General features: G+C 66.8%; 19 protein-coding genes. 12 read left to right on the top strand and 7 right to left on the bottom strand.

From position 1 onward, the window contains the following. Both O1Q03_RS31345 and O1Q03_RS31340 read right to left on the bottom strand, forming a co-directional pair. The coding region (locus O1Q03_RS31345; RefSeq protein WP_269508231.1) for a single-stranded DNA-binding protein at positions 1-494 on the bottom strand (494 nt) is incomplete at its 3' end. Between the two features lie 103 nt (positions 495-597). Beyond that, complete coding sequence (locus tag O1Q03_RS31340) at positions 598-1,788, bottom strand: MFS transporter (RefSeq protein WP_269508229.1); 1,191 nt, start codon at positions 1,786-1,788, stop codon at positions 598-600. A gap of 264 nt (positions 1,789-2,052) precedes the next feature. On the opposite strand from O1Q03_RS31340, the gene uvrA reads away from it, so the two are divergent. Together uvrA and O1Q03_RS31330 are read left to right on the top strand one after the other, a co-directional pair. Then, complete coding sequence (gene uvrA / locus O1Q03_RS31335) at positions 2,053-4,938, top strand: excinuclease ABC subunit UvrA (RefSeq protein WP_269508226.1); 2,886 nt, start codon at positions 2,053-2,055, stop codon at positions 4,936-4,938. A 282-nt stretch (positions 4,939-5,220) separates the two neighbouring features. Beyond that, positions 5,221-6,303 carry an AI-2E family transporter gene (locus O1Q03_RS31330; RefSeq protein WP_269508224.1) on the top strand — a complete coding sequence of 361 codons (1,083 nt, stop codon included), beginning with the start codon at positions 5,221-5,223 and terminating at the stop codon, positions 6,301-6,303. A 118-nt stretch (positions 6,304-6,421) separates the two neighbouring features. Here O1Q03_RS31330 and purU read toward each other — a convergent pair whose 3' ends face one another. The 5 genes from purU to O1Q03_RS31305 form a co-directional block, all read right to left on the bottom strand. Then, the gene (purU, locus tag O1Q03_RS31325; protein ID WP_269508222.1) at positions 6,422-7,306 is read right to left on the bottom strand and encodes a formyltetrahydrofolate deformylase; all 885 of its coding nucleotides are present in this window, start codon (positions 7,304-7,306) and stop codon (positions 6,422-6,424) included. 73 nt (positions 7,307-7,379) lie between these two features. Further along, positions 7,380-8,237, bottom strand: coding sequence for an NUDIX hydrolase (locus O1Q03_RS31320; RefSeq protein ID WP_269508220.1), 858 nt, complete (start codon positions 8,235-8,237; stop codon positions 7,380-7,382). A 5-nt stretch (positions 8,238-8,242) separates the two neighbouring features. Continuing rightward, positions 8,243-8,857 carry a LysE family translocator gene (locus O1Q03_RS31315; RefSeq protein WP_269508219.1) on the bottom strand — a complete coding sequence of 205 codons (615 nt, stop codon included), beginning with the start codon at positions 8,855-8,857 and terminating at the stop codon, positions 8,243-8,245. Positions 8,858-8,899: 42 nt separating this feature from the next. Further along, positions 8,900-9,466 carry an adenine phosphoribosyltransferase gene (locus tag O1Q03_RS31310; protein WP_269508217.1) on the bottom strand — a complete coding sequence of 189 codons (567 nt, stop codon included), beginning with the start codon at positions 9,464-9,466 and terminating at the stop codon, positions 8,900-8,902. Between the two features lie 124 nt (positions 9,467-9,590). Then, on the bottom strand, positions 9,591-11,597 hold the full coding sequence (locus tag O1Q03_RS31305) for a monovalent cation:proton antiporter family protein (RefSeq protein WP_269508216.1): 2,007 nt from the start codon (positions 11,595-11,597) through the stop codon (positions 9,591-9,593). A 125-nt stretch (positions 11,598-11,722) separates the two neighbouring features. On the opposite strand from O1Q03_RS31305, the gene kdsD reads away from it, so the two are divergent. The 10 genes from kdsD to rapZ all read left to right on the top strand — a co-directional run bounded on the left by kdsD (position 11,723) and on the right by rapZ (position 20,303). Beyond that, positions 11,723-12,706, top strand: coding sequence for an arabinose 5-phosphate isomerase KdsD (gene kdsD, locus O1Q03_RS31300; RefSeq protein WP_269508215.1), 984 nt, complete (start codon positions 11,723-11,725; stop codon positions 12,704-12,706). After that, a complete protein-coding gene (locus tag O1Q03_RS31295; protein ID WP_269508213.1) occupies positions 12,706-13,242 on the top strand; it encodes a KdsC family phosphatase in 537 nt (178 codons plus the stop codon). The genes kdsD and O1Q03_RS31295 overlap by 1 nt, the downstream gene beginning before the upstream one ends. Positions 13,243-13,245: 3 nt before the next feature. Further along, the gene (gene lptC / locus O1Q03_RS31290) at positions 13,246-13,860 is read left to right on the top strand and encodes an LPS export ABC transporter periplasmic protein LptC (protein WP_269508210.1); all 615 of its coding nucleotides are present in this window, start codon (positions 13,246-13,248) and stop codon (positions 13,858-13,860) included. 20 nt (positions 13,861-13,880) lie between these two features. After that, a complete protein-coding gene (lptA, locus tag O1Q03_RS31285; protein ID WP_269508207.1) occupies positions 13,881-14,546 on the top strand; it encodes a lipopolysaccharide transport periplasmic protein LptA in 666 nt (221 codons plus the stop codon). Continuing rightward, entirely contained in the window at positions 14,543-15,319 is a 777-nt protein-coding gene (lptB, locus tag O1Q03_RS31280; RefSeq protein WP_269508204.1) for an LPS export ABC transporter ATP-binding protein, read from the top strand. The genes lptA and lptB overlap by 4 nt, the downstream gene beginning before the upstream one ends. A 169-nt stretch (positions 15,320-15,488) precedes the next feature. Beyond that, entirely contained in the window at positions 15,489-16,994 is a 1,506-nt protein-coding gene (locus O1Q03_RS31275) for an RNA polymerase factor sigma-54 (protein ID WP_269508202.1), read from the top strand. Positions 16,995-17,153: 159 nt separating this feature from the next. Continuing rightward, on the top strand, positions 17,154-17,513 hold the full coding sequence (gene hpf / locus O1Q03_RS31270) for a ribosome hibernation-promoting factor, HPF/YfiA family (RefSeq protein WP_006477786.1): 360 nt from the start codon (positions 17,154-17,156) through the stop codon (positions 17,511-17,513). A 168-nt stretch (positions 17,514-17,681) separates the two neighbouring features. Next, positions 17,682-18,221 carry a PTS sugar transporter subunit IIA gene (locus O1Q03_RS31265; protein WP_269508199.1) on the top strand — a complete coding sequence of 180 codons (540 nt, stop codon included), beginning with the start codon at positions 17,682-17,684 and terminating at the stop codon, positions 18,219-18,221. Positions 18,222-18,350: 129 nt separating this feature from the next. Further along, the gene (gene hprK / locus O1Q03_RS31260) at positions 18,351-19,319 is read left to right on the top strand and encodes an HPr(Ser) kinase/phosphatase (RefSeq protein ID WP_006483133.1); all 969 of its coding nucleotides are present in this window, start codon (positions 18,351-18,353) and stop codon (positions 19,317-19,319) included. 75 nt (positions 19,320-19,394) lie between these two features. Next, the gene (gene rapZ / locus O1Q03_RS31255; RefSeq protein ID WP_269508197.1) at positions 19,395-20,303 is read left to right on the top strand and encodes an RNase adapter RapZ; all 909 of its coding nucleotides are present in this window, start codon (positions 19,395-19,397) and stop codon (positions 20,301-20,303) included. Positions 20,304-20,319 lie beyond the last annotated feature (16 nt).

Here is a 20,319-nt window from a genome sequence, read left to right as displayed (position 1 = left end):
TGGCCGCCGCCCGCTCCGCCGCGCGGCGCGCCGCCGGCACGACCGCCGCCGCCGCCACCGCCACGTTCCATCTGTTCGCCGCCGCGACCGCCGCCGCCACCACCGTAGCCGCCGCCGTAACCGCCTTCGTCACCGCCGCCACCGCCGCCGCCCGCACCGCCGCGGCCGCCGAGCATCTGCATTTGATCCGCGACGATTTCGGTCGAATAGCGATCCTGGCCGTCCTGGCCTTGCCACTTGCGCGTGCGGATGCGGCCTTCGATGTAGACCGACGAGCCCTTCTTCAGGTACTCGCTGACGATTTCGGCGAGACGGCCGAAAAACGCGACGCGGTGCCACTCGGTCATTTCCTTGAAATCGCCGCTCGCCTTGTCCTTGTAGCGATCGGTCGTTGCGAGACGAATGTTCGCAACCGCGTCGCCGCTCGGCAGGTAACGGACTTCAGGATCGGCGCCGAGATTGCCGACGAGGATGACCTTGTTGACGGATGCCATGTGTTTCTCCAGTAAATTCGATGCGGAGCCGCCCGCGAAAATCGTCGGAGCGGCCCGCCGGGCAAGCCGGCGAGCGCCGCCGGCGCCTGCCCGAAAAGAAGGGTCAGGCCTTGCGCAGCGGCGGCGCTTTCATGCTGGCCGCGATTATAAGCCACGCGGCAACGAGCCCTGAGCACGCGTAAAAGACGGTATCCGCACCGCCGTGCTTCAGCAGCCAGCCGCCCGCGATGCCGCCGAGCGCGAGCCCGATCGACTGCGTGGTGTTGTAGACGCCCGTGGCCGCGCCCTTGCGCGAACCGGGCGCGAGCTTCGACACGAGCGACGGCTGCGACGCTTCCAGGATGTTGAAGCCCAGGAAGTACACGAACAGGATCGCCGCCACAATCAGGATGGTATGCGGCGCGGTGCCCAGCAGCAATTGGCCGATCAGGATAGCCAGAATGCCGCCGAGCAGCACCGGCTTCATCTTGCCCCGTTTTTCGGCGACGATGATCGCCGGCACCATCATCACGAACGCGAGCCCCATCACCGGCAGGTAGACCTTCCAGTGCGACGCGACCGGCAGCCCGCCGTCGACCAGCAGGCGCGGCACGACGAGGAACAGCGCCGTCTGCGTCGCGTGCAGCACCAGCACGCCGAAGTTCAGGCGCAGCAGCTCCGCGTTGTGGAGCACCTCGGCGAACGGCGCGGGCACGTGCACCGGCTTCGCCGCGTCGGGCACGATCCACAGCACGACGCCGATTGCGAGGATCGACAGCACGCCGACGATCGCGAACAGGCCGCTCATCCCGACCCAGTGGAACACGATCGGCGCGCCGACGATCGCGATCGCGAACGACACGCCGATCGAGCCGCCGACCATCGCCATCGCCTTGGTGCGGTTCTGCTCGGAGGTGAGGTCGGCGATGAACGCGAGCACGGCGGACGACACGGCGCCCATCCCCTGGATCACGCGGCCGACGATGATCCACGTGATGTCGTGCGCGAACGCGGCGACGAAGCTGCCGAGCGCGAAGATCAGCAGGCCGGTGGCAATCACGGGCTTGCGGCCGAACTTGTCGGACGCCCATCCGTAGAAGATGTACAGCAGCGACTGCGTGACGCCGTAGGCGCCGAGCGCGAGGCCGACGAGCAGCACGTTGTCGCCGCCCGGGATGGTTTTCGCGTAGACCGAGAACACCGGCATGATCATGAACAGGCCGAGCATGCGCAGCGCGAAGATCGCCGCGAGCGACGTGGTCGCGCGCAGTTCGGGCGCGCTCATGCGGGAAGACGTGGCGGACGGATTGGACATCGGGAATGAATTTCGAATGATCGGATTGTCCGCGCGGCGGCGGGCGGCGGAAGATCAGGGCCACCGGCCCGGCAGGCCGGGCAGGTCGCGTGCCGGGGCATGACGCGGGCAGCCTGCGGGCCGTGCGAAGCCTCGCGGCGCGGCCGTTTTCCCGGCGCGGGCACTGCCTTGCTGCCAGCTGCTGCCGAGGCTGGGGGCCCCCAACGACGGCCTCGAAAAGCCGTTATAGTAGCAGGTTTGGTTCCCTCCATTTTCGCCAGGTTCATGGAACAGATCCGTATCCGTGGGGCACGTACCCACAACCTGAAAAACGTCAATCTCGACCTGCCGCGCCACAAGCTCGTCGTGATTACCGGGTTGTCCGGGTCGGGCAAGTCGTCGCTCGCGTTCGATACCCTTTATGCCGAAGGGCAGCGCCGCTACGTCGAAAGCCTGTCCGCGTATGCCCGCCAGTTCCTGCAGCTGATGGAGAAGCCCGACGTCGACCTGATCGAAGGCCTGTCGCCCGCGATCTCGATCGAGCAGAAGGCGACGTCCCACAACCCGCGTTCGACCGTCGGCACGGTCACCGAGATCCACGACTACCTGCGACTTTTGTTCGCACGTGTCGGCACGCCGTACTGCCCCGACCACGACATCCCGCTCGAGGCGCAGAGCGTGTCGCAGATGGTCGACGCCGCGCTCGCGCTGCCCGAGGAAACCAAGCTGATGATCCTCGCGCCGGTCGTCGCGAACCGCAAGGGCGAGCACGCCGAGCTGTTCGAGGACATGCAGGCACAGGGCTTCGTGCGCTTTCGCGTGCGCTCGGGCGGCGGCACCGCGAACGAAGGGGTCGCGAAGATCTACGAGGTCGAGTCGCTGCCGAAGCTGAAGAAGAACGACAAGCACACGATCGACGTCGTCGTCGATCGCCTGAAGGTGCGCCCGGACATGAAGCAGCGCCTCGCCGAATCGTTCGAGACGGCGCTGCGCCTCGCCGACGGCCGCGCGATCGCGCTGGAAATGGATACCGATCACGAGCACCTGTTCAGCTCGAAGTTCGCGTGCCCCATCTGCTCGTATTCGCTGCAGGAGCTCGAGCCGCGGCTGTTCTCGTTCAACAACCCGATGGGCGCGTGCCCGGAATGCGACGGCCTCGGCCAGATCACGTTCTTCGACCCGAAGCGGGTCGTCGCGCATCCGTCGCTGTCGCTCGCCGCGGGCGCCGTGAAAGGCTGGGATCGCCGCAACCAGTTCTACTTCCAGATGCTGCAGAGCCTCGCGGCGTTCTACGAATTCGACATCGACGCCGCGTTCGAGGATCTGCCCGAAAAGATCCGCAAGGTGCTGCTGTTCGGCTCGGGCAAGCAGACGATCCCGTTCTCGTACATCAACGAGCGCGGCCGCACGACGATCCGCGAGCACGTGTTCGAAGGGATCATCCCGAACCTCGAGCGCCGCTACCGCGAGACCGATTCGGTCGCGGTGCGCGAAGAGCTGTCGAAGTATCAGAACAACCAGCCGTGCCCGTCGTGCGAAGGCACGCGCCTGCGCCGCGAAGCGCGCCACGTGCGGGTCGGCACCGGCGACTACGCGCGCGGCATCTATGAAATCAGCGGCTGGCCGCTGCGCGACGCGCTCGGCTATTTCGACGGCCTGACGCTCGACGGCGCGAAGCGCGAGATCGCCGACAAGGTGATCAAGGAAATCGTCGCGCGCCTGACCTTCCTGAACAACGTCGGCCTCGACTACCTGTCGCTCGAGCGCAGCGCCGAAACCCTGTCGGGCGGCGAAGCGCAACGGATCCGGCTCGCGTCGCAGATCGGCTCGGGCCTGACCGGCGTGATGTACGTGCTCGACGAGCCGTCGATCGGCCTGCACCAGCGCGACAACGACCGCCTGATCGGCACGCTCAAGCACCTGCGCGACCTCGGCAACTCGGTGATCGTCGTCGAGCACGACGAGGACATGATCCGCACGGCCGACTACGTCGTCGACATGGGCCCGGGCGCCGGCGAACACGGCGGCGTGGTGGTCGCCGAAGGCACGCCGAAGCAGGTGCAGTCGAATCCGCAATCGCTGACGGGCCAGTACCTCGTCGGCAAGCGCGTGATCGAGTATCCGGACGAGCGCCTCGCGCCTGATCCCGAGCGGATGCTGCGGATCGTCGACGCGCACGGCAACAACCTGCAGCACGTCGATCTCGAGCTGCCGGTCGGCCTCCTGACCTGCATCACCGGCGTGTCGGGCTCCGGCAAGTCGACGCTGATCAACGACACGCTGTATCACGCGGTCGCGCGCCACCTGTACGGTTCGTCGGCCGAGCCGGCGCCGCACGAGGCGATCGAGGGCCTCGAGCACTTCGACAAGGTGATCAACGTCGACCAGTCGCCGATCGGCCGCACGCCGCGCTCGAACCCGGCCACCTACACGGGCCTGTTCACGCCGATCCGCGAGCTGTTCTCGGGCGTGCCGACCGCGAAGGAGCGCGGCTACGATCCGGGCCGCTTCTCGTTCAACGTGAAGGGCGGCCGCTGCGAGTCGTGCCAGGGCGACGGCGTGCTGAAGGTCGAGATGCACTTCCTGCCGGATGTGTACGTGCCGTGCGACGTGTGCCACGGCAAGCGCTACAACCGCGAAACGCTCGAGGTGCAGTACAAGGGCAAGAACATCAGCGAAGTACTCGACATGACGGTCGAACATGCGTATGAATTCTTCAGCGCGGTGCCGGTCATCGCGCGCAAGCTGAAGACGCTGCTCGACGTCGGCCTCGGCTACATCCGCCTCGGCCAGTCGGCCACGACGCTGTCGGGCGGCGAGGCGCAGCGCGTGAAGCTGTCGCTGGAGCTGTCGAAACGCGACACCGGCCGCACGCTGTACATCCTCGACGAGCCGACCACCGGCCTGCACTTCCACGATATCGCGCTGCTGCTGGAAGTGATCCACCGGCTGCGCGACCAGGGCAACACGGTCGTGATCATCGAGCACAACCTCGACGTGATCAAGACGGCCGACTGGGTGATCGACCTCGGCCCCGAGGGCGGCGCCGGCGGCGGCCAGATCATCGCGCAGGGCACGCCCGAGCAGGTCGCGAAGACCAAGGCCAGTTTCACCGGCAAGTATCTCGCGCCGCTGCTCAAACGCCCGACCCGCAAGGCGGCGGCCGGCTGACGGCCCGCCTCCGGCGTGCGCGGCCGCCCGGCCGCGCACGGTCCGGGCCCGCGGCGGCGCCCTGCGATTTGCCGTCCCGCGGTTTCCCCTCCGGCGGTTTCCCTCCTGTGGTTTTCCCTTCTGCGTTTACACCATGAGCCAAACTGCCTCATGGCGGACCATAATGGCAGCTATACTTTACGGTCGTAAGATTCGCCGTCCGCACCAATCCGGTGCCATGCCGGGCGAACGCCGCTCTGCCGCCCATCGCGCGGCATGACACACGAACGACAGGAATCCACGATGGAGAAGCAACAAGAGTCGCGCGACGCGCAGAACCGCGAGCCGCACCTGCGCAGCGTGCGGCTGACGAGCGACTTCAGCCTGCCGAAGTTGTCGGCGATCGAGATCGGCAGCTACCTGTTCGCCCTCGTGTCGATGGTGCTCGTCATCGAACTGAAGCTCCTCGGCGGGCTGCTGGCCGGCATGCTGGTCTACCAGCTCATCCACACGATCGCGCCGGTGATCGAACGCCACACCACCAGCATGCGGGCGCGCTGGGTCGCCGTCGTGCTGCTGTCGATCGCGATCGTCGGCGGGCTCACCGGCCTGACGATCGGCATCATCGAACACTTCGAGCACACGGTGCCGAACCTGCAGACCCTGCTCGGCCAGTTGATGCAGATCGTCGAGCAAACGCGCGCGCGCACGCCGGCGTGGATCGCGAACCTGCTGCCTGTCGACGTCGAGCAGATGAAGACCAAGGCGGCGCTGCTGATGCACTCGCACATGGATCAGCTCCAGCAAGGCGGCAAGAGCGTCGCGCGCGGCTTCGGCCACGTGGTATTCGGGATGATCATCGGCGCGATGATCGCGATCGGCGTCGAGCACGGCAAGGTGCGCCGGCCGCTGTCGACCGCCCTCGTCACGCGCGTGTCGCGCTTTGCCGAATCGTTCCGCCGGATCGTGTTCGCGCAGATCAAGATCTCGGCGATCAACTCCGCATTCACGGCCATCTACCTGCTCGTCGCGCTGCCGATCTTCCACGAGCAGTTGCCGCTGTCGAAAACGCTGGTGCTCGTGACCTTCATCGTCGGCCTGCTGCCGGTGATCGGCAATCTGGTCTCGAACACGCTGATCGTCGCGGTGTCGCTGTCGGTCAGCATGGGCACCGCGATCGCGTCGCTCGCGTTCCTCGTGATCATCCACAAGTTCGAATACTTCCTGAACGCGAAGATCATCGGCGGCCAGATCGAGTCGCGCGCGTGGGAACTGCTGCTCGCAATGCTGATCATGGAAGCCGCGTTCGGGCTGCCGGGCGTGATCGCGGCGCCGATCTTCTATGCGTACCTGAAGCGCGAGCTGTACATGCTGCGGCTGATCTGACGCGCCGCCGTCGGCGCCCTACTGGTCACGCAAACAAAAACGCCGCGCTCCGAAAAGCGCGGCGTTCTTGTTTGCGGCCACCGGCGGCCAGCACGGGCCGCCCGACGCGAATCGCCGATCAGCGAAACACGACCGTCTTGGTCCCGTTCAACACGATCCGGTGCTCGACGTGCCACTTCACCGCGCGCGCAAGCGTCACGCACTCGACGTCGCGGCCGATCGCGGTGAGCTGGTCGGGCGTCATGCTGTGGTCGACGCGCTCGACTTCCTGCTCGATGATCGGGCCTTCGTCGAGATCGGTCGTCACGTAGTGCGCGGTCGCGCCGATCAGCTTCACGCCGCGGTCGAACGCCTGGTAGTACGGCTTCGCGCCCTTGAAGCTCGGCAGGAACGAATGGTGGATGTTGATCGCGCGGCCGGCGAGCTGCGCGCACATGTTCGGCGACAGGATCTGCATGTAGCGCGCGAGCACGACGAGGTCGGCCTGGTGCTCGTCGATCACTTCCAGCACGCGCGCTTCCTGCGCGGCCTTCGCGGCATCGGACGAGCCGCCGACGAGCGGGAAGTGATGGAACGGGATGTTGTAGCTCGCGGCGAGCTGGTAGAACTCCTTGTGATTCGACACGATCGCCGGGATCTCGATCGGCAGCTGGCCGGTGCGATAGCGGAACAGCAGGTCGTTCAGGCAATGGCCGATCTTCGACACCATGATCACGACGCGCGGCTTCACGGCCGCATCGTGCAGCTCCCAGCGCATCGCGAACTGTTCGGCGAGCGGTGCGAATTCCTTGCGAAGCGTGTCGAGCGCCGACGCTGCATCCTCGCCGCCGCCGTCCTGCTCGAAGTGCACGCGCATGAAGAACTCGCCGGTGCGGCTGTCGCCGAACTGCGCCGAATCGAGAATGTTGTTGCTGCGCTCGAACAGGAAGCCCGAGACCGCGTGGACGATGCCGTGCCGGTCGGGGCACGACAGTTTCAAGATAAAGCTGTGATCGGTCGGCATGACCGCTACTCCCTTCGTTTCGGTATTCGTCAAATGGCCGGTTCGTGCGGCTGCGCCCCGGCCCGGGCGCGCGTCATGCGGACGGCGCGAACAGCGCGTCGATGCCCGCGGCATCGGCCGCCGCGAGCCAGCGATGGCGCAGCAGCGTGTCGAGCATCGCGAGGCTCGCATCCGTCGTCGCGCGGCCTTCGCGCAACCAGCCGATCACCTCCGGCACGCCGGCCAGCAGGTGCTCGGCGACTTCGCCGTCCTGGTTGTGCGGCGCGAAGTCGCGCGGCAGCGGCAGGTCGTACACGAAGATCAGTTCGGACTGCGTGCCTTCCGGCAGCGAGCACAGTACCTGCACCGCGCGGCCCGCGATCGCACGCGCCGCCAGTTCGGCCGGCATGCCGGCCTCTTCCCAGCACTCCTTGACGAGCGTCTCGTGAACGCCCAACCCCCAGCCGATGCCGCCCGCGACGACGTTGTCGAGCATGCCGGGGTCGGTGGCCTTGGTCGCGCTGCGACGGCCGAGCCACATCTGCGGCACGGCGGGCGAACCCGGTGCAACCGCATATTCTACGATGCCGTTCACGTGCACCGCGTAAGTCTGCGTACCGAAGAAGCGCGACGCGGCGCGCTCGATGTACGCGAGCGGCGGATCGTCGAAGCGGTTGCGGATCGCATAGATCTCGTCGCGCCAGCCGGGAATCGCGCCCTCGGCCGCCAGCGCGCCGATCGCGCTCGCGAGCGCCATGCTGCGCGCGTCCACGGAGTCGTAGCGCGCCGACAGCACGACACGCGCGTCGGTCAGCTCGAACACGTCGGGCCAGCGCGCGAGCTTCGCGACGTCCTGGCGACGCACCCAGCCGACCTGCTCGCCGGCGATCACGAAACGCAGGTGCGCGGCCGGATCGAAGCGGCGTGCAGCGGCGATGCAGGGAAACGTCATCGTCATCAATCCTTCAGCGCGACGCGAATGCCGATCGCGATGAACGTCGCGCCGGCGATCCGGTCGAGCCACACGCCGGCCTTCGGGCGGCGCTTCAGCCACGCGCCGATCGCACCCGCGCCGACGCCGAACAGCGTGAAGATCGCGGCCGTCTGCAGCATGAACAGCGCACCCAGTTCGAACATCTGCAGCGTCACGCTCTGCACGCCGTGCGGATCGACGAACTGCGGCAGGAACACGACGAAGAACAGCGTGACCTTCGGGTTCATCAGGTTGCCGATCACGCTCTGCCGGAAGATCGCACCGAGCGGCTGCGGCGGACGCGCATGCGCGTTCGCGAGACCGTGGCTGCGCAGCGCCTTGATGCCGATCCACACGAGATACGCGGCGCCCGCGAGCTTCAGCGCCTGGAACGCGAGCGGCGACGAACGCAGCACGGCGGCGACGCCGAGCGCCGCCAGCGTCGTGTGGAACAGGATCCCGGCCGTGAAGCCGAGCGCCGCGACGAAGCCGGCGGCGCGCCCCTGCGAGATGCCGCGCGCGAGCACCTGCAGGTTGTCGGGACCGGGCGCGAACGTGATCGCGACCGACGTCGCGAGAAACAGCATGAAATTGGGCATCGTGACCTCGCGGCGTAGGCCGGCGCTCAGTGATTCACTGGTTCAGTGGCCGGCGAATTCGGTGACGGTATAGACGGGCAGCCCCGCGTTGCGCAGCAGCGTCGAGCCGCCGAGATCGGGCAGGTCGATGATCGCCGCGCCTTCGACGACCACCGCGCCGAGCCGGTGCAGCAGGTTGCGCCCCGCCATCATCGTGCCGCCGGTCGCGATCAGGTCGTCCATGATGATCACGCGGTCGCCGGGGCGGCACGCGTCTTCGTGGATCTCGACCGTCGCACTGCCGTATTCGAGGTCGTACGACTCGGAACGCGTCTTGTACGGCAGCTTGCCGACCTTGCGGATCGGCACGAAGCCGACGCTCAGCTCGTACGCGACGATCGGCGCGATGATGAAGCCGCGCGCATCGAGCCCCGCGACGTAGTCGAGCTTCGCATCGACATAGCGTTCGACGAACAGGTCGACGAGGATGCGCAGCGCCTTCGGGCTCTGCAGCAGCGTCGTAATGTCGCGGAACTGCACGCCCGGCTGCGGCCAGTCGGGCACCGTGCGGATCTGGTTGTGAATGAAGGCGACCGGATCGAGCGGCGCGCCCGACGACGAATGCGGCATGAAACTCTCCGAAAAAAACGGTGCGCGACGATCGGGCACCGTTTCGAATAAATACGGGTCGGGTTGGCGAATCGCGGCTCAGGCGACTCCATCAACTCCGCCAGCTCCGGCGCCCCCGGGCGACTCAGGCGACCGCGACCGGCGGATCGCGCCGATGGCGCGACAGCCGTTCCTCCGCGAGCGCGAGCGCCTCGGGCAGCCCGCGCAGCACCACGATGTCGCTCGCGCGCAGCTTGGTCTGCGGATCGGGTTCGACGCCGCGAATGCCGTGCCGGCGGATCGCCGTGACTTCCAGCCCGAGCGCATACAGCCCGAGCTCTTCCAGCGAGCGCCCGACCGCGTCCGCGCGCGCGTCGACCGGCACAGATTGTAGCCGCACCTGCTCGTGATCGTCGTCGTCCGCATCGTCGGCGCCGCGGAAATAGCCGCGCAGCAGGCTGTAGCGCTCGTCGCGCATCTCCTCGACGCGCCGCACGACCTTGCGCATCGGCACGCCGACCAGCACCAGCGTGTGCGACGCGAGCATCAGGCTGCCTTCGACGATCTCCGGAATCACCTCGGTCGCACCGGCTGCAAGCAGCTTCTCGAGATCGGCATCGTCGACGGTGCGCACGATCGCCGGCAGCGTCGGCTCGAGCTCGTGCACATGGTGCAGCACGCGCAGCGCGGACGGCGTGTTCGCGTAGGTGATCGCGACGGCCGCCGCCCGGTGGATACCGGCCGCGAGCAGCGACTCGCGGCGCGCCGCGTCGCCGAACACGACCGACTCGCCGGCCGTCGCGGCCGCGCTCACGCGATCGGGATCGAGGTCGAGCGCGACGTACGAAATGCCTTCCTGCTCGAGCATGCGCGCCAGGTTCTGGCCCGCGCGGCCGTAGCCGCAGATGATCACGTGGCCGCGCTGCTTGAGGCTTTGCGTCGCGATCCGCGTCATCTGCAGCGACTGCTGCATCCATTCCGTCGACGACAGCCGCATCACGATGCGGTCCGCGTTCTGGATCAGGAACGGCGCGGCGAGCATCGACAGCAGCATCGACGCGAGGATCGCCTGCAGCAGCGTCGAATCGACGAGGTGCCGGTCGAGGATCAGGTTCAGCAGCACGAAGCCGAATTCGCCGGCCTGCGCGAGGCCGATGCCGGTGCGCATCGCGACGCCCGGCGTCGCGCCGAACAGCCGCGCGAGGCCCGCGATCATCGTCGCCTTGAACAGGATTTGCCCGACGAAGAAGCCGAGCACGAGGAACGGGTGTTCCCAGATCACGCGCGGATCGAGCAGCATCCCGGTCGTCACGAAGAACAGGCCGAGCAGCACGTCGCGAAACGGCTTGATGTCCTCTTCCACCTGATGGCGGAACGGCGTCTCGGAAATGAGCATCCCCGCGATGAACGCGCCGAGCGCGAGCGACAGCCCGAAGCGGTCGGTGATGAACGCGGCGCCGAGCGTGACGAGCAGCAGGTTCAGCACGAACAGCTCCTGCGAGCGGCGCCGCGCGACGACGTTGAGCCAGCGCGTCATGAAGCGCTGGCCGATGACGAGCAGCAGCGCGAGCGCGATCACGATCTTGACCGCCGCGAAGCCGAGCGTGAGCGCAAGATCCTTCGACGACTCCGCGCCGAATGCGGCGATCACGATCAAGAGCGGCACCACCGCCAGATCCTGGAACAGCAGCACGCCGAAGATGTTCCGACCATGCTCGGTCTCGATCTCGAGCCGCTCGGCGAGCATCTTCGACACGATCGCCGTCGACGACATCGCGAGCGCGCCGCCGAGCGCGACGCTGCCCTGCCACGTGATGTGCACCCAGCGCTCGAACAGCGCGCCGAGCACGACCGCGAGCACGAGGGTCGCGACGACCTGCAGCAACCCGAGCCCGAACACGAGCCGCTGCATCGCCCTGAGCTTCGCGAGCGAGAATTCGAGGCCGATCGAGAACATCAGGAACACCACGCCGAATTCCGCGAGGTGTTCGGCCCGTTCGAGGTCGGCGGCAATGCCGAACGCATGCGGGCCGACCAGGATGCCGACGGTCAGGTAGCCGAGCATCGGCGGCAGGTTCAACGAGCGAAATACGACGACACCCACCACCGAGGCCAGCAACAGCAGCAGGGTCATTTCGAGCGGGGAAATCACAGGCGAAGCGTCCTCGTTCGTCGGGGCCGCGGCAATGCGGGCGCGGGTGGTGGCGGTGGTCAGGCTGCATCGGACAAGTCCGAAAGCCCGGCGCGGCGAACAAACGCCTTTGCTATACTCCGCGCATGATAGCGAAAATCAATGATGATCGGGCGCTCGCGCTCGCCCGCGACGTGCTCGACATCGAGGCGGACGCCGTACGCGCGCTGCGCGACCAGCTCGACGGCGACTTCGTCCAGGCCGTTGCGCTGCTGCTCGGCTGTCGCGGCCGCGTGGTGGTGTCCGGCATCGGCAAATCGGGGCATATCGCCCGCAAGATCGCGGCCACGCTGGCCAGCACCGGCACGCCGGCGTTCTTCGTCCATCCGGCCGAGGCCAGCCACGGCGACCTCGGCATGGTCACGTCGGACGACGTCTTCATCGGCATCTCGTATTCGGGCGAGTCGGAAGAGCTCGTTGCGATCCTGCCGCTCGTCAAGCGGATCGGCGCGAAGCTGATCGCGATCACGGGCCGCGCGGGATCGAGCCTCGGCACGCTCGCCGACGTGAACCTGAACGCCGCGGTCTCGAAGGAAGCGTGCCCGCTGAACCTCGCGCCTACCGCGAGCACGACCGCCGCGCTCGCGCTCGGCGATGCGCTCGCCGTCGCGGTGCTCGACGCGCGCGGCTTCGGTTCCGAGGATTTCGCGCGCTCGCATCCGGGCGGCGCGCTCGGCCGCCGCCTGCTCACCCATGTGCGCGACGTGATGCGCTCGGGCGACGACGTGCCGCAGGTCGGCGCCGACGCGACGCTGTCGGACGCACTGTTCCAGATCACCGCGAAGCGAATGGGCATGACGGCCGTGGTCGAGGCCGACGGCCGCGTCGCCGGCATCTTCACCGATGGCGACCTGCGTCGCGTGCTCGCCCGCGACGGCGATTTCCGCACGCTGCCGATCGTCGAGGTGATGACCCGCGAGCCGCGCACGATCGGCCCCGAACATCTCGCGGTCGAAGCGGTGGAACTGATGGAGCGCCACCGGATCAACCAGATGCTGGTGGTCGATGCCGACGGCGTGCTGATCGGCGCGCTGAACATGCACGACCTGTTTTCGAAGAAGGTGATCTGATGAGCGCAGCGCTGACTGCGGCCGAACGAGCGAGCCGCGTGAAGCTGATGATTTTCGACGTCGACGGTGTGCTGACCGACGGCGGCCTGCTGTTTACCGCGGCCGGCGACGCGATGAAGTCGTTCAATTCGCTCGACGGCCACGGCGTGAAGCTGCTCGGCGAGGCCGGCATCGCGACCGCGATCATCACCGGCCGCCGCTCGGAAATCGTCGCGGCGCGCGCGAAGGAAATGAAGATCGCGCACCTGTTCCAGGGCGTCGAGAACAAGCTCACCGTGTTCGCCGACCTGGTCGCGTCGCTCGGCCTGACGGCCGACGCATGCGGCTACATGGGCGACGACTGGCCCGACCTGCCCGTGATGCTGCGCTGCGGCTTCGCGACCGCGCCGGCCAATGCGCATCCCGAGGTGATCGCCCGCGCGCACTGGGTGGCCGAGGCGCGCGGCGGCCACGGCGCCGTGCGCGAAGTGTGCGACGCGATCCTGCGCGCGCAACGCCGCTACGACGCGATGCTCGCGGCCGCCTGCGGAGCCTGACGGATGAACACGCATTTCCGCTGGACCCAGTTGCTGCCGCTCGTCGCGGTCGCCGCGCTCGCGGGCATCACGTGGTGGCTGCTGCAGGCGACGCTGCCGCCCCCCGGCGAGGGCGCCGCGCAGCCGAAGCGCCACACCCCCGACTACTTCGCGGACAACTTCTCCGTCACCGAGCTCGATCAGTCCGGCACGACCCAGTACCGGCTGACGGCCGCGAAGCTGATCCATTACGAAGACACCGACAACAGCGACCTGACCGATCCGGCCATGCGCGCGTTCCAGCCCGGCAAGCCGATCGTGACGACCACCGCGAAGCGCGGCATCGTCAACGGCGACGTGTCGATCGTCGATTTGTACGATGACGCGCGCATCCTGCGTGTGGCCGGCGGCGGCGATCCGCAGATGCAGGCCGATTCCCAGCATTTCCGGATCTTCGTCAATGACGATGTGATCCAGACCGAAAAGCCGGTTAAACTTCAGCGCGGCCTGTCGCTCGTCAACGCGACCGACGGCATGAAGTACAACAACGTCACCCGGGTCATCGAGCTTTACGGCAACGTGCGCGGCACCATTGCCGCGTCCGACACGTCCGGCGGCTCGAAAGGTCGACCCAAGTGACGCATCCCTCACGTGACTGCATGAACGAACCGTTCCCTCGACCGAATTCCGGCGGCGCTGCGCGCGCCGTCCGCGCCGCGCTCGCCGCGACGCTCGTGGCGCTCCCGCTCGTCGGGCTGGCGCCGCTCGCCCATGCCGAGAAGGCCGACCAGAACAAGCCGATCAACGTCGAGGCGGACAACCTCACCTATGACGACCTGAAGCAGGTCACGGTCGCGACCGGCAACGTCGTGATCACGAAGGGCACGATCGTCATCAAGGGCGACCGCGTCGAAGTGCGTCAGGATCCGGAAGGCTATCAGTACGCGACGTCGTTCGGCAGCGGCAAGAAGCATGCGACGTTCCGCCAGAAGCGCGAAGGTCTCGACGAGTACATCGACGGCGACGCCGAGCGCATCGACTACGACGGCAAGCAGGACCTGACGACACTGACGACCGCCGCGACCGTGCGCCGCCTGCAGGGCACGTCGACCATCGCCGACACCGTGCACGGCAGCGTGATCACGTACGACGGCCAGCACGACTTCTACACCGCGAAGGGCGGCAAGGACATCGCGGCGCCGGGCAACCCGACCGGCCGCGTGCGCGCGATGCTGTCGCCGAAGAACGGCGGCGCGGGGCCGCTGAACGGCGCGCCGGCGAAGCTGTCGCCGTCGACCACGATCCAGGGAGCGCCGGGCCAATGAATGCGCTACCGAATCGCCAGCCGGCCGGCACGACGAGTTCGCTCGTCGTCCGCAACCTGAAGAAGCGCTACGGCTCGCGCACGGTCGTCAAGGACGTGTCGCTCGACGTGAAGAGCGGCGAGGTCGTCGGCCTGCTCGGCCCGAACGGCGCCGGCAAGACGACGTCGTTCTACATGATCGTCGGCCTCGTGCCGACGGATGCGGGCGAGATCTCGCTGAACGGCAGCTCGATCAGCCTGCTGCCGATCCACAAGCGCGCGTCGCTCGGCCTGTCGTACCTGCCGCAGGAAGCATCGGTGTTCCGCAAGCTGACCGTCGAGGAGAATATCCGCGCGGTACTCGAGCTGCAGTTCGGCGACGACGGCAAGCGGCTGTCGAAGGAGGCGATCGCGTCGCGCACCGAGGCGCTGCTCGACGAGCTGCAGATCGGCCACCTGCGCGAGAATCCGGCGCTGTCGCTGTCGGGCGGCGAGCGCCGTCGCGTCGAAATCGCGCGGGCGCTCGCGACCAACCCGAGCTTCATCCTGCTCGACGAACCGTTCGCCGGCGTCGACCCGATCGCGGTGCTCGAGATCCAGAAGATCGTCAAGTTCCTGAAACAGCGTAACATCGGCGTGTTGATTACCGATCACAACGTCCGCGAAACGCTCGGCATCTGCGACCACGCATACATCATCAGCGACGGTTCGGTGCTCGCCGCCGGCGCGCCGAGCGACATCATCGAGAACGAAAGCGTACGCCGCGTGTACCTCGGCGAACACTTCCGCATGTAAGTCCCCTCGTGGCTCGCTGCACCCCGCCCGGCACCGCCGCGCGGGGCTGCGCGCGGCTTTCCGGCCATGTCGCCGCTCATCCCGCGGCCGGGCGCCGCGCCGCGCGTAATCGCGGATGGCTCAACGCGCCCGGGTCGTGGCACACTGCCGGTATGACTCCCTCTCTGCCATGAAAGCCAGCCTTCAACTCCGCCTGTCGCAACATTTGGCGCTGACGCCGCAGCTGCAGCAGTCGATCCGGCTTCTGCAGCTGTCGACGCTCGAACTGCAGCAGGAAGTCGCGATGGCCGTCGCGCAGAATCCGCTGCTCGAGAACGACGATGAATGGATCGCGAGTCCGCTGCGTGTCGCAGCGGATGGATCGCTGATCGCGCAGACGCCGCCCGCGCAGAACACCGAGCCGGCCGTAGCCAACGGCAGCAGCACGTCCAGCGATCGCGCGGAGCGCGACGAGCCGGCCGGCGCCGATGAATACGACGGCTATGGGTCCGGCGACGGCAACGACGGCCCGCAGTGGAATCTCGACGAGTTCGGCCGCTCGAGCGGCGCGTCCGACGACGACGACCTGCCGCCGCTGCAGGTGCAGGAAGCCGCGACGTCGCTGCGCGACCATCTGTCCGCGCAACTGCGCGTCACGCAGGCCGGCCCGCGCGATCGCGCGCTCGTGATGTTCCTGATCGAATCGCTCGACGACGACGGCTACCTGACCGCGTCGCTCGACGAAGTGCTCGCCGATCTGCCGGCCGAACTCGAAATCGACGGCGACGAACTGAACGCGGCGCTCGCGCTGCTGCACAGCTTCGACCCGGCCGGGGTCGGCGCGCGCTCGGCGTCCGAGTGCCTGAAGCTGCAGCTGCTGCGCCTCGATCCGTCCCCCACCCGCACGCTCGCGCTCGAAATCGTGTCGCAGCATCTCGAGCTGCTCGCCGCGCGCGATTTCACGCGGCTGCGCAAGCAGCTGAAGGCGAGCGACGACGCGCTGCGCGACGCGCACGCGCTGATCCGCTCGCTGGAGCCGTTCCCGGGCGCCGCATACGGCAAGGCCGAAGCCGACTACGTCGTGCCCGACATCATGGTGAAGAAGTCCGGCCAGGGCTGGGTCGCGGAACTCAATCCGGAAGTGATGCCGCGCCTGCGCATCAACAACCTGTACGCGAACATCCTGCGCAACAGCCGCGGCGATCCGTCGGCCGGCTCGCTGAAGCAGCAGCTCCAGGAAGCACGCTGGCTGATCAAGAACATCCAGCAGCGCTTCGACACGATCCTGCGGGTCGCGCAGGCTATTGTCGAGCGTCAGAAGAATTTCTTTGCGCACGGTGAAATTGCCATGCGCCCCTTGGTTTTGCGGGAAATAGCTGATACGCTGGGCCTACACGAGTCGACTGTCAGCCGTGTGACAACAGGCAAGTACATGCTGACCCCGTTCGGGACGCTGGAATTTAAGTACTTCTTCGGATCACACGTTTCGACCGACACCGGAGGCGCCGCTTCGTCGACCGCCATCCGAGCCCTGATCAAGCAACTGATAGGAGCTGAAGACCCAAAATCGCCACTTTCGGACAGCCGCATTGCCGAGCTGCTGGCAGAACAGGGTTTCGTGGTTGCGCGCCGCACGGTTGCCAAGTATCGCGAAGCTCTCAAAATCCCGGCAGTGAATCTGCGCAAGTCTCTTTAAGCCTGCTGCCTGCCTGGCGGCAGGCGTGTTCCGGCCACCGCGCACTCGGGGAACAGGCCGGGCGACTTGTCCGCGAATTTGCCGCCGCGTGCGGCAGGGGCAAGTCGACCGGAGCGCCGCCTCGATGCGGCCGGGTGGTCACTCGCTTGGAGAAGCACTATGAACCTGAAGATCAGTGGACATCATCTCGAAGTCACGCCTGCAATTCGCGAATACGTGATCACCAAGCTGGACCGGGTGCTACGCCATAGCGATCAGGTGATCGATGGCACTGTGATCCTCTCGGTCGACAACCACAAGGAAAAGGACAAGCAGCAGCGCGCGGAAATCAATCTGCATCTGAAGGGCAAGGACATCTTCGTCGAAAGCGCGAACGGTAACCTGTACGCCGCGATCGATCTGCTGATCGACAAATTGGATCGTCAGGTCGTCAAGCACATGGAGCGTCTGCAAACGCACGCGCACGACCCGATCAAGCTGCAGCCGTCGATCGACCAGATCGAACTGCCGCCGCAATAACGGTCACTGCAATACATGCGCCGCCCGGTTCGCCGGGCGTTTTTTTTGTGGCTTCGACGCAGCGGTGCGACCGGTCTGTCCATGCTGCGCCACGCGCGCGGCTGTGCTCTATAATGTTCCGGTTATCGCCGGGGGGCGTTGGTGCGGTAGCTGCCTTGCAGGTTGCCAATGCCGAACGCCTTGATATCGCCGAACATGGACAATCAGTCTGCCGCCGCAAGGAGACCCCAGGCCGCCCAATCGCCTGCCAACATGAATCGCCTAGCCAAAATCCTGCCCATAGAGAACGTCGTCATCGACCTCTCCGTCACCAGCAAGAAACGCGTCTTCGAACAAGCCGGGCTGATCTTCGAGAATCAGAACGGCATCGCCCGCAGCACCGTCACGGACAACCTGTTCGCGCGCGAGCGCCTCGGCTCGACCGGGCTCGGCGAAGGCGTCGCGATTCCGCACGGGCGCATCAAGGGGCTCAAGCACCCGCTCGCCGCCTTCGTGCGGCTCGCCGATGCGATCCCGTTCGAAGCGCCCGACGGCCAGCCGGTCGGTCTCCTGATTTTCCTGCTCGTCCCCGAGCAAGCCACTCAGCAACACCTCGAGATCCTGTCGGAAATCGCGCAACTGTTGTCCGATCGCGATGCGCGCGAGCGTCTGCACAACGAAACGGATATCGCCGAGTTGCATCGCCTGCTCACTCAGTGGCAACCTTGAGTTGATCCGGGCGGAATATTTTCCCGAACGAGGCGGCACGCGCCGCCGTCCACGGCTGCCCGGCGCCGGTCCCGCATGGCGACGCCCGTCGCCGCGCGCACGCACCGGCTCATTGGAGTGACGAGAGTCATGGATACGTCCAGCATCAACGCCCAGAGCATCTTCGACGACAACGCAGCCACGCTGAAGCTGAGCTGGCTGACGGGGCATGAAGGCTGGGAGCGCGGTTTTTCGGCCGACACCGTGGGCAACGCGACGTCGAGCGCCGACCTCGTCGGCCACTTGAACCTGATCCACCCGAACCGGATCCAGGTGCTCGGCGAAGCCGAAATCGACTACTACCAGCGGCAGACCGACGAAGACCGTTCGCGCCACATGGCCGAGCTGATCGCCCTCGAGCCGCCGTTCCTCGTCGTCGCCGGCGGCGCGGCGGCGCCGCCCGAATTGGTGCTGCGCTGCACGCGCTCGTCCACCCCGCTGTTCACGACGCCGATGTCGGCCGCCGCGGTGATCGACAGCCTGCGGCTCTACATGTCGCGCATCCTCGCGCCGCGCGCGACGCTGCACGGCGTGTTCCTCGACATCCTCGGGATGGGCGTGCTGCTCACCGGCGACTCCGGCCTCGGCAAGAGCGAACTCGGCCTCGAACTCATCAGCCGCGGCCACGGTCTCGTCGCCGACGATGCCGTCGACTTCGTCCGACTTGGCCCCGATTTCGTCGAAGGCCGCTGCCCGCCGCTGCTGCAGAACCTGCTCGAAGTGCGCGGCCTCGGCCTGCTCGACATCAAGACGATCTTCGGCGAAACCGCCGTGCGGCGGAAAATGAAGCTGAAGCTGATCGTCCAGCTCGTCCGCCGTCCGGACGGCGAATTCCAGCGCCTGCCGCTGGAAAGCCAGACCGTCGACGTGCTCGGTTTGCCGATCAGCAAGGTGACGATCCAGGTGGCGGCCGGCCGCAACCTCGCGGTGCTGGTCGAGGCGGCCGTGCGGAACACGATCCTGCAGCTGCGCGGAATCGACACGTTGCGCGACTTCATGGATCGGCAACGGCTCGCGATGCAGGATCCCGACAGCCAATTCCCCGGCAAGCTCGTGTAATTTCCGCGCGCCGGCCGCGCAGCGCCGACGCGTCGAGCCGGTGCTATGATGAAACGTCAGGATTCTCTGCTTCCCATGCGCATCGTCCTCATCACCGGCATCTCCGGCTCAGGCAAGTCCGTCGCGCTGAACGCGCTCGAAGACGCAGGCTATTACTGCGTCGACAACCTGCCGCCGCACGTGCTCCCCGAACTCGCCCGCTACCTCGCCGAGGCAGGCCAGCACCGGCTCGCGGTTGCAATCGATGCGCGCTCCAGCGCGTCGCTCGACGAAATGCCCGGCCTGATCCGCGCGCTGTCGCTCGAGCACGACGTCCGCGTGCTGTTCCTGAACGCGAGCACGCAGGCACTGATCCAGCGCTTCTCCGAAACGCGCCGGCGCCACCCGCTGTCCGGCTCGCCGTCGCACGATGCGAACGTCGGCCTGCTGTCGTCGCTCGAGGAAGCGATCGAGCGCGAACGCGATCTCGTCGCGCCGCTCGCCGAATTCGGCCACCAGATCGATACCAGCACGCTGCGCGCAAATGCGCTGCGCACGTGGGTCAAGCGCTTCATCGAGCAGAAGAACAACGACCTGATGGTGATGTTCGAGTCGTTCGGCTTCAAGCGCGGCGTGCCGCTCGACGCCGACCTGATGTTCGACGTGCGCGCGCTGCCGAATCCGTACTACGACCATGAGCTGCGCCCGCTCACCGGGCTCGACCAGCCGGTCATCGACTTTCTCGACGCACTGCCGATCGTCCATCAGATGATCGACGACATCCATGCGTTCCTGATGAAATGGCTACCGCACTTTCGCGAAGACAACCGCAGCTACCTGACCGTCGCCATCGGCTGCACGGGCGGTCAGCATCGCTCGGTGTTCATTGCGGAAACGCTCGCCGCGCGCCTCGCGCACGATGCGAACGTGATCGTGCGGCATCGTGACGCGCCCGTGGATGTCGACGCGTCGTCGCGGCTCGTCACCGAGGTCGATCGACCTTAGCGACTCCGCTCTTTCG

It is taken from the genome of Burkholderia sp. IMCC1007, assembly GCF_027257875.1.
In the GTDB taxonomy this organism is placed as follows: Bacteria; Pseudomonadota; Gammaproteobacteria; order Burkholderiales; family Burkholderiaceae; genus Burkholderia.
Note: the sequence above shows the minus strand (reverse complement) of the source record. Positions and strands in the feature narration are given on the sequence as shown.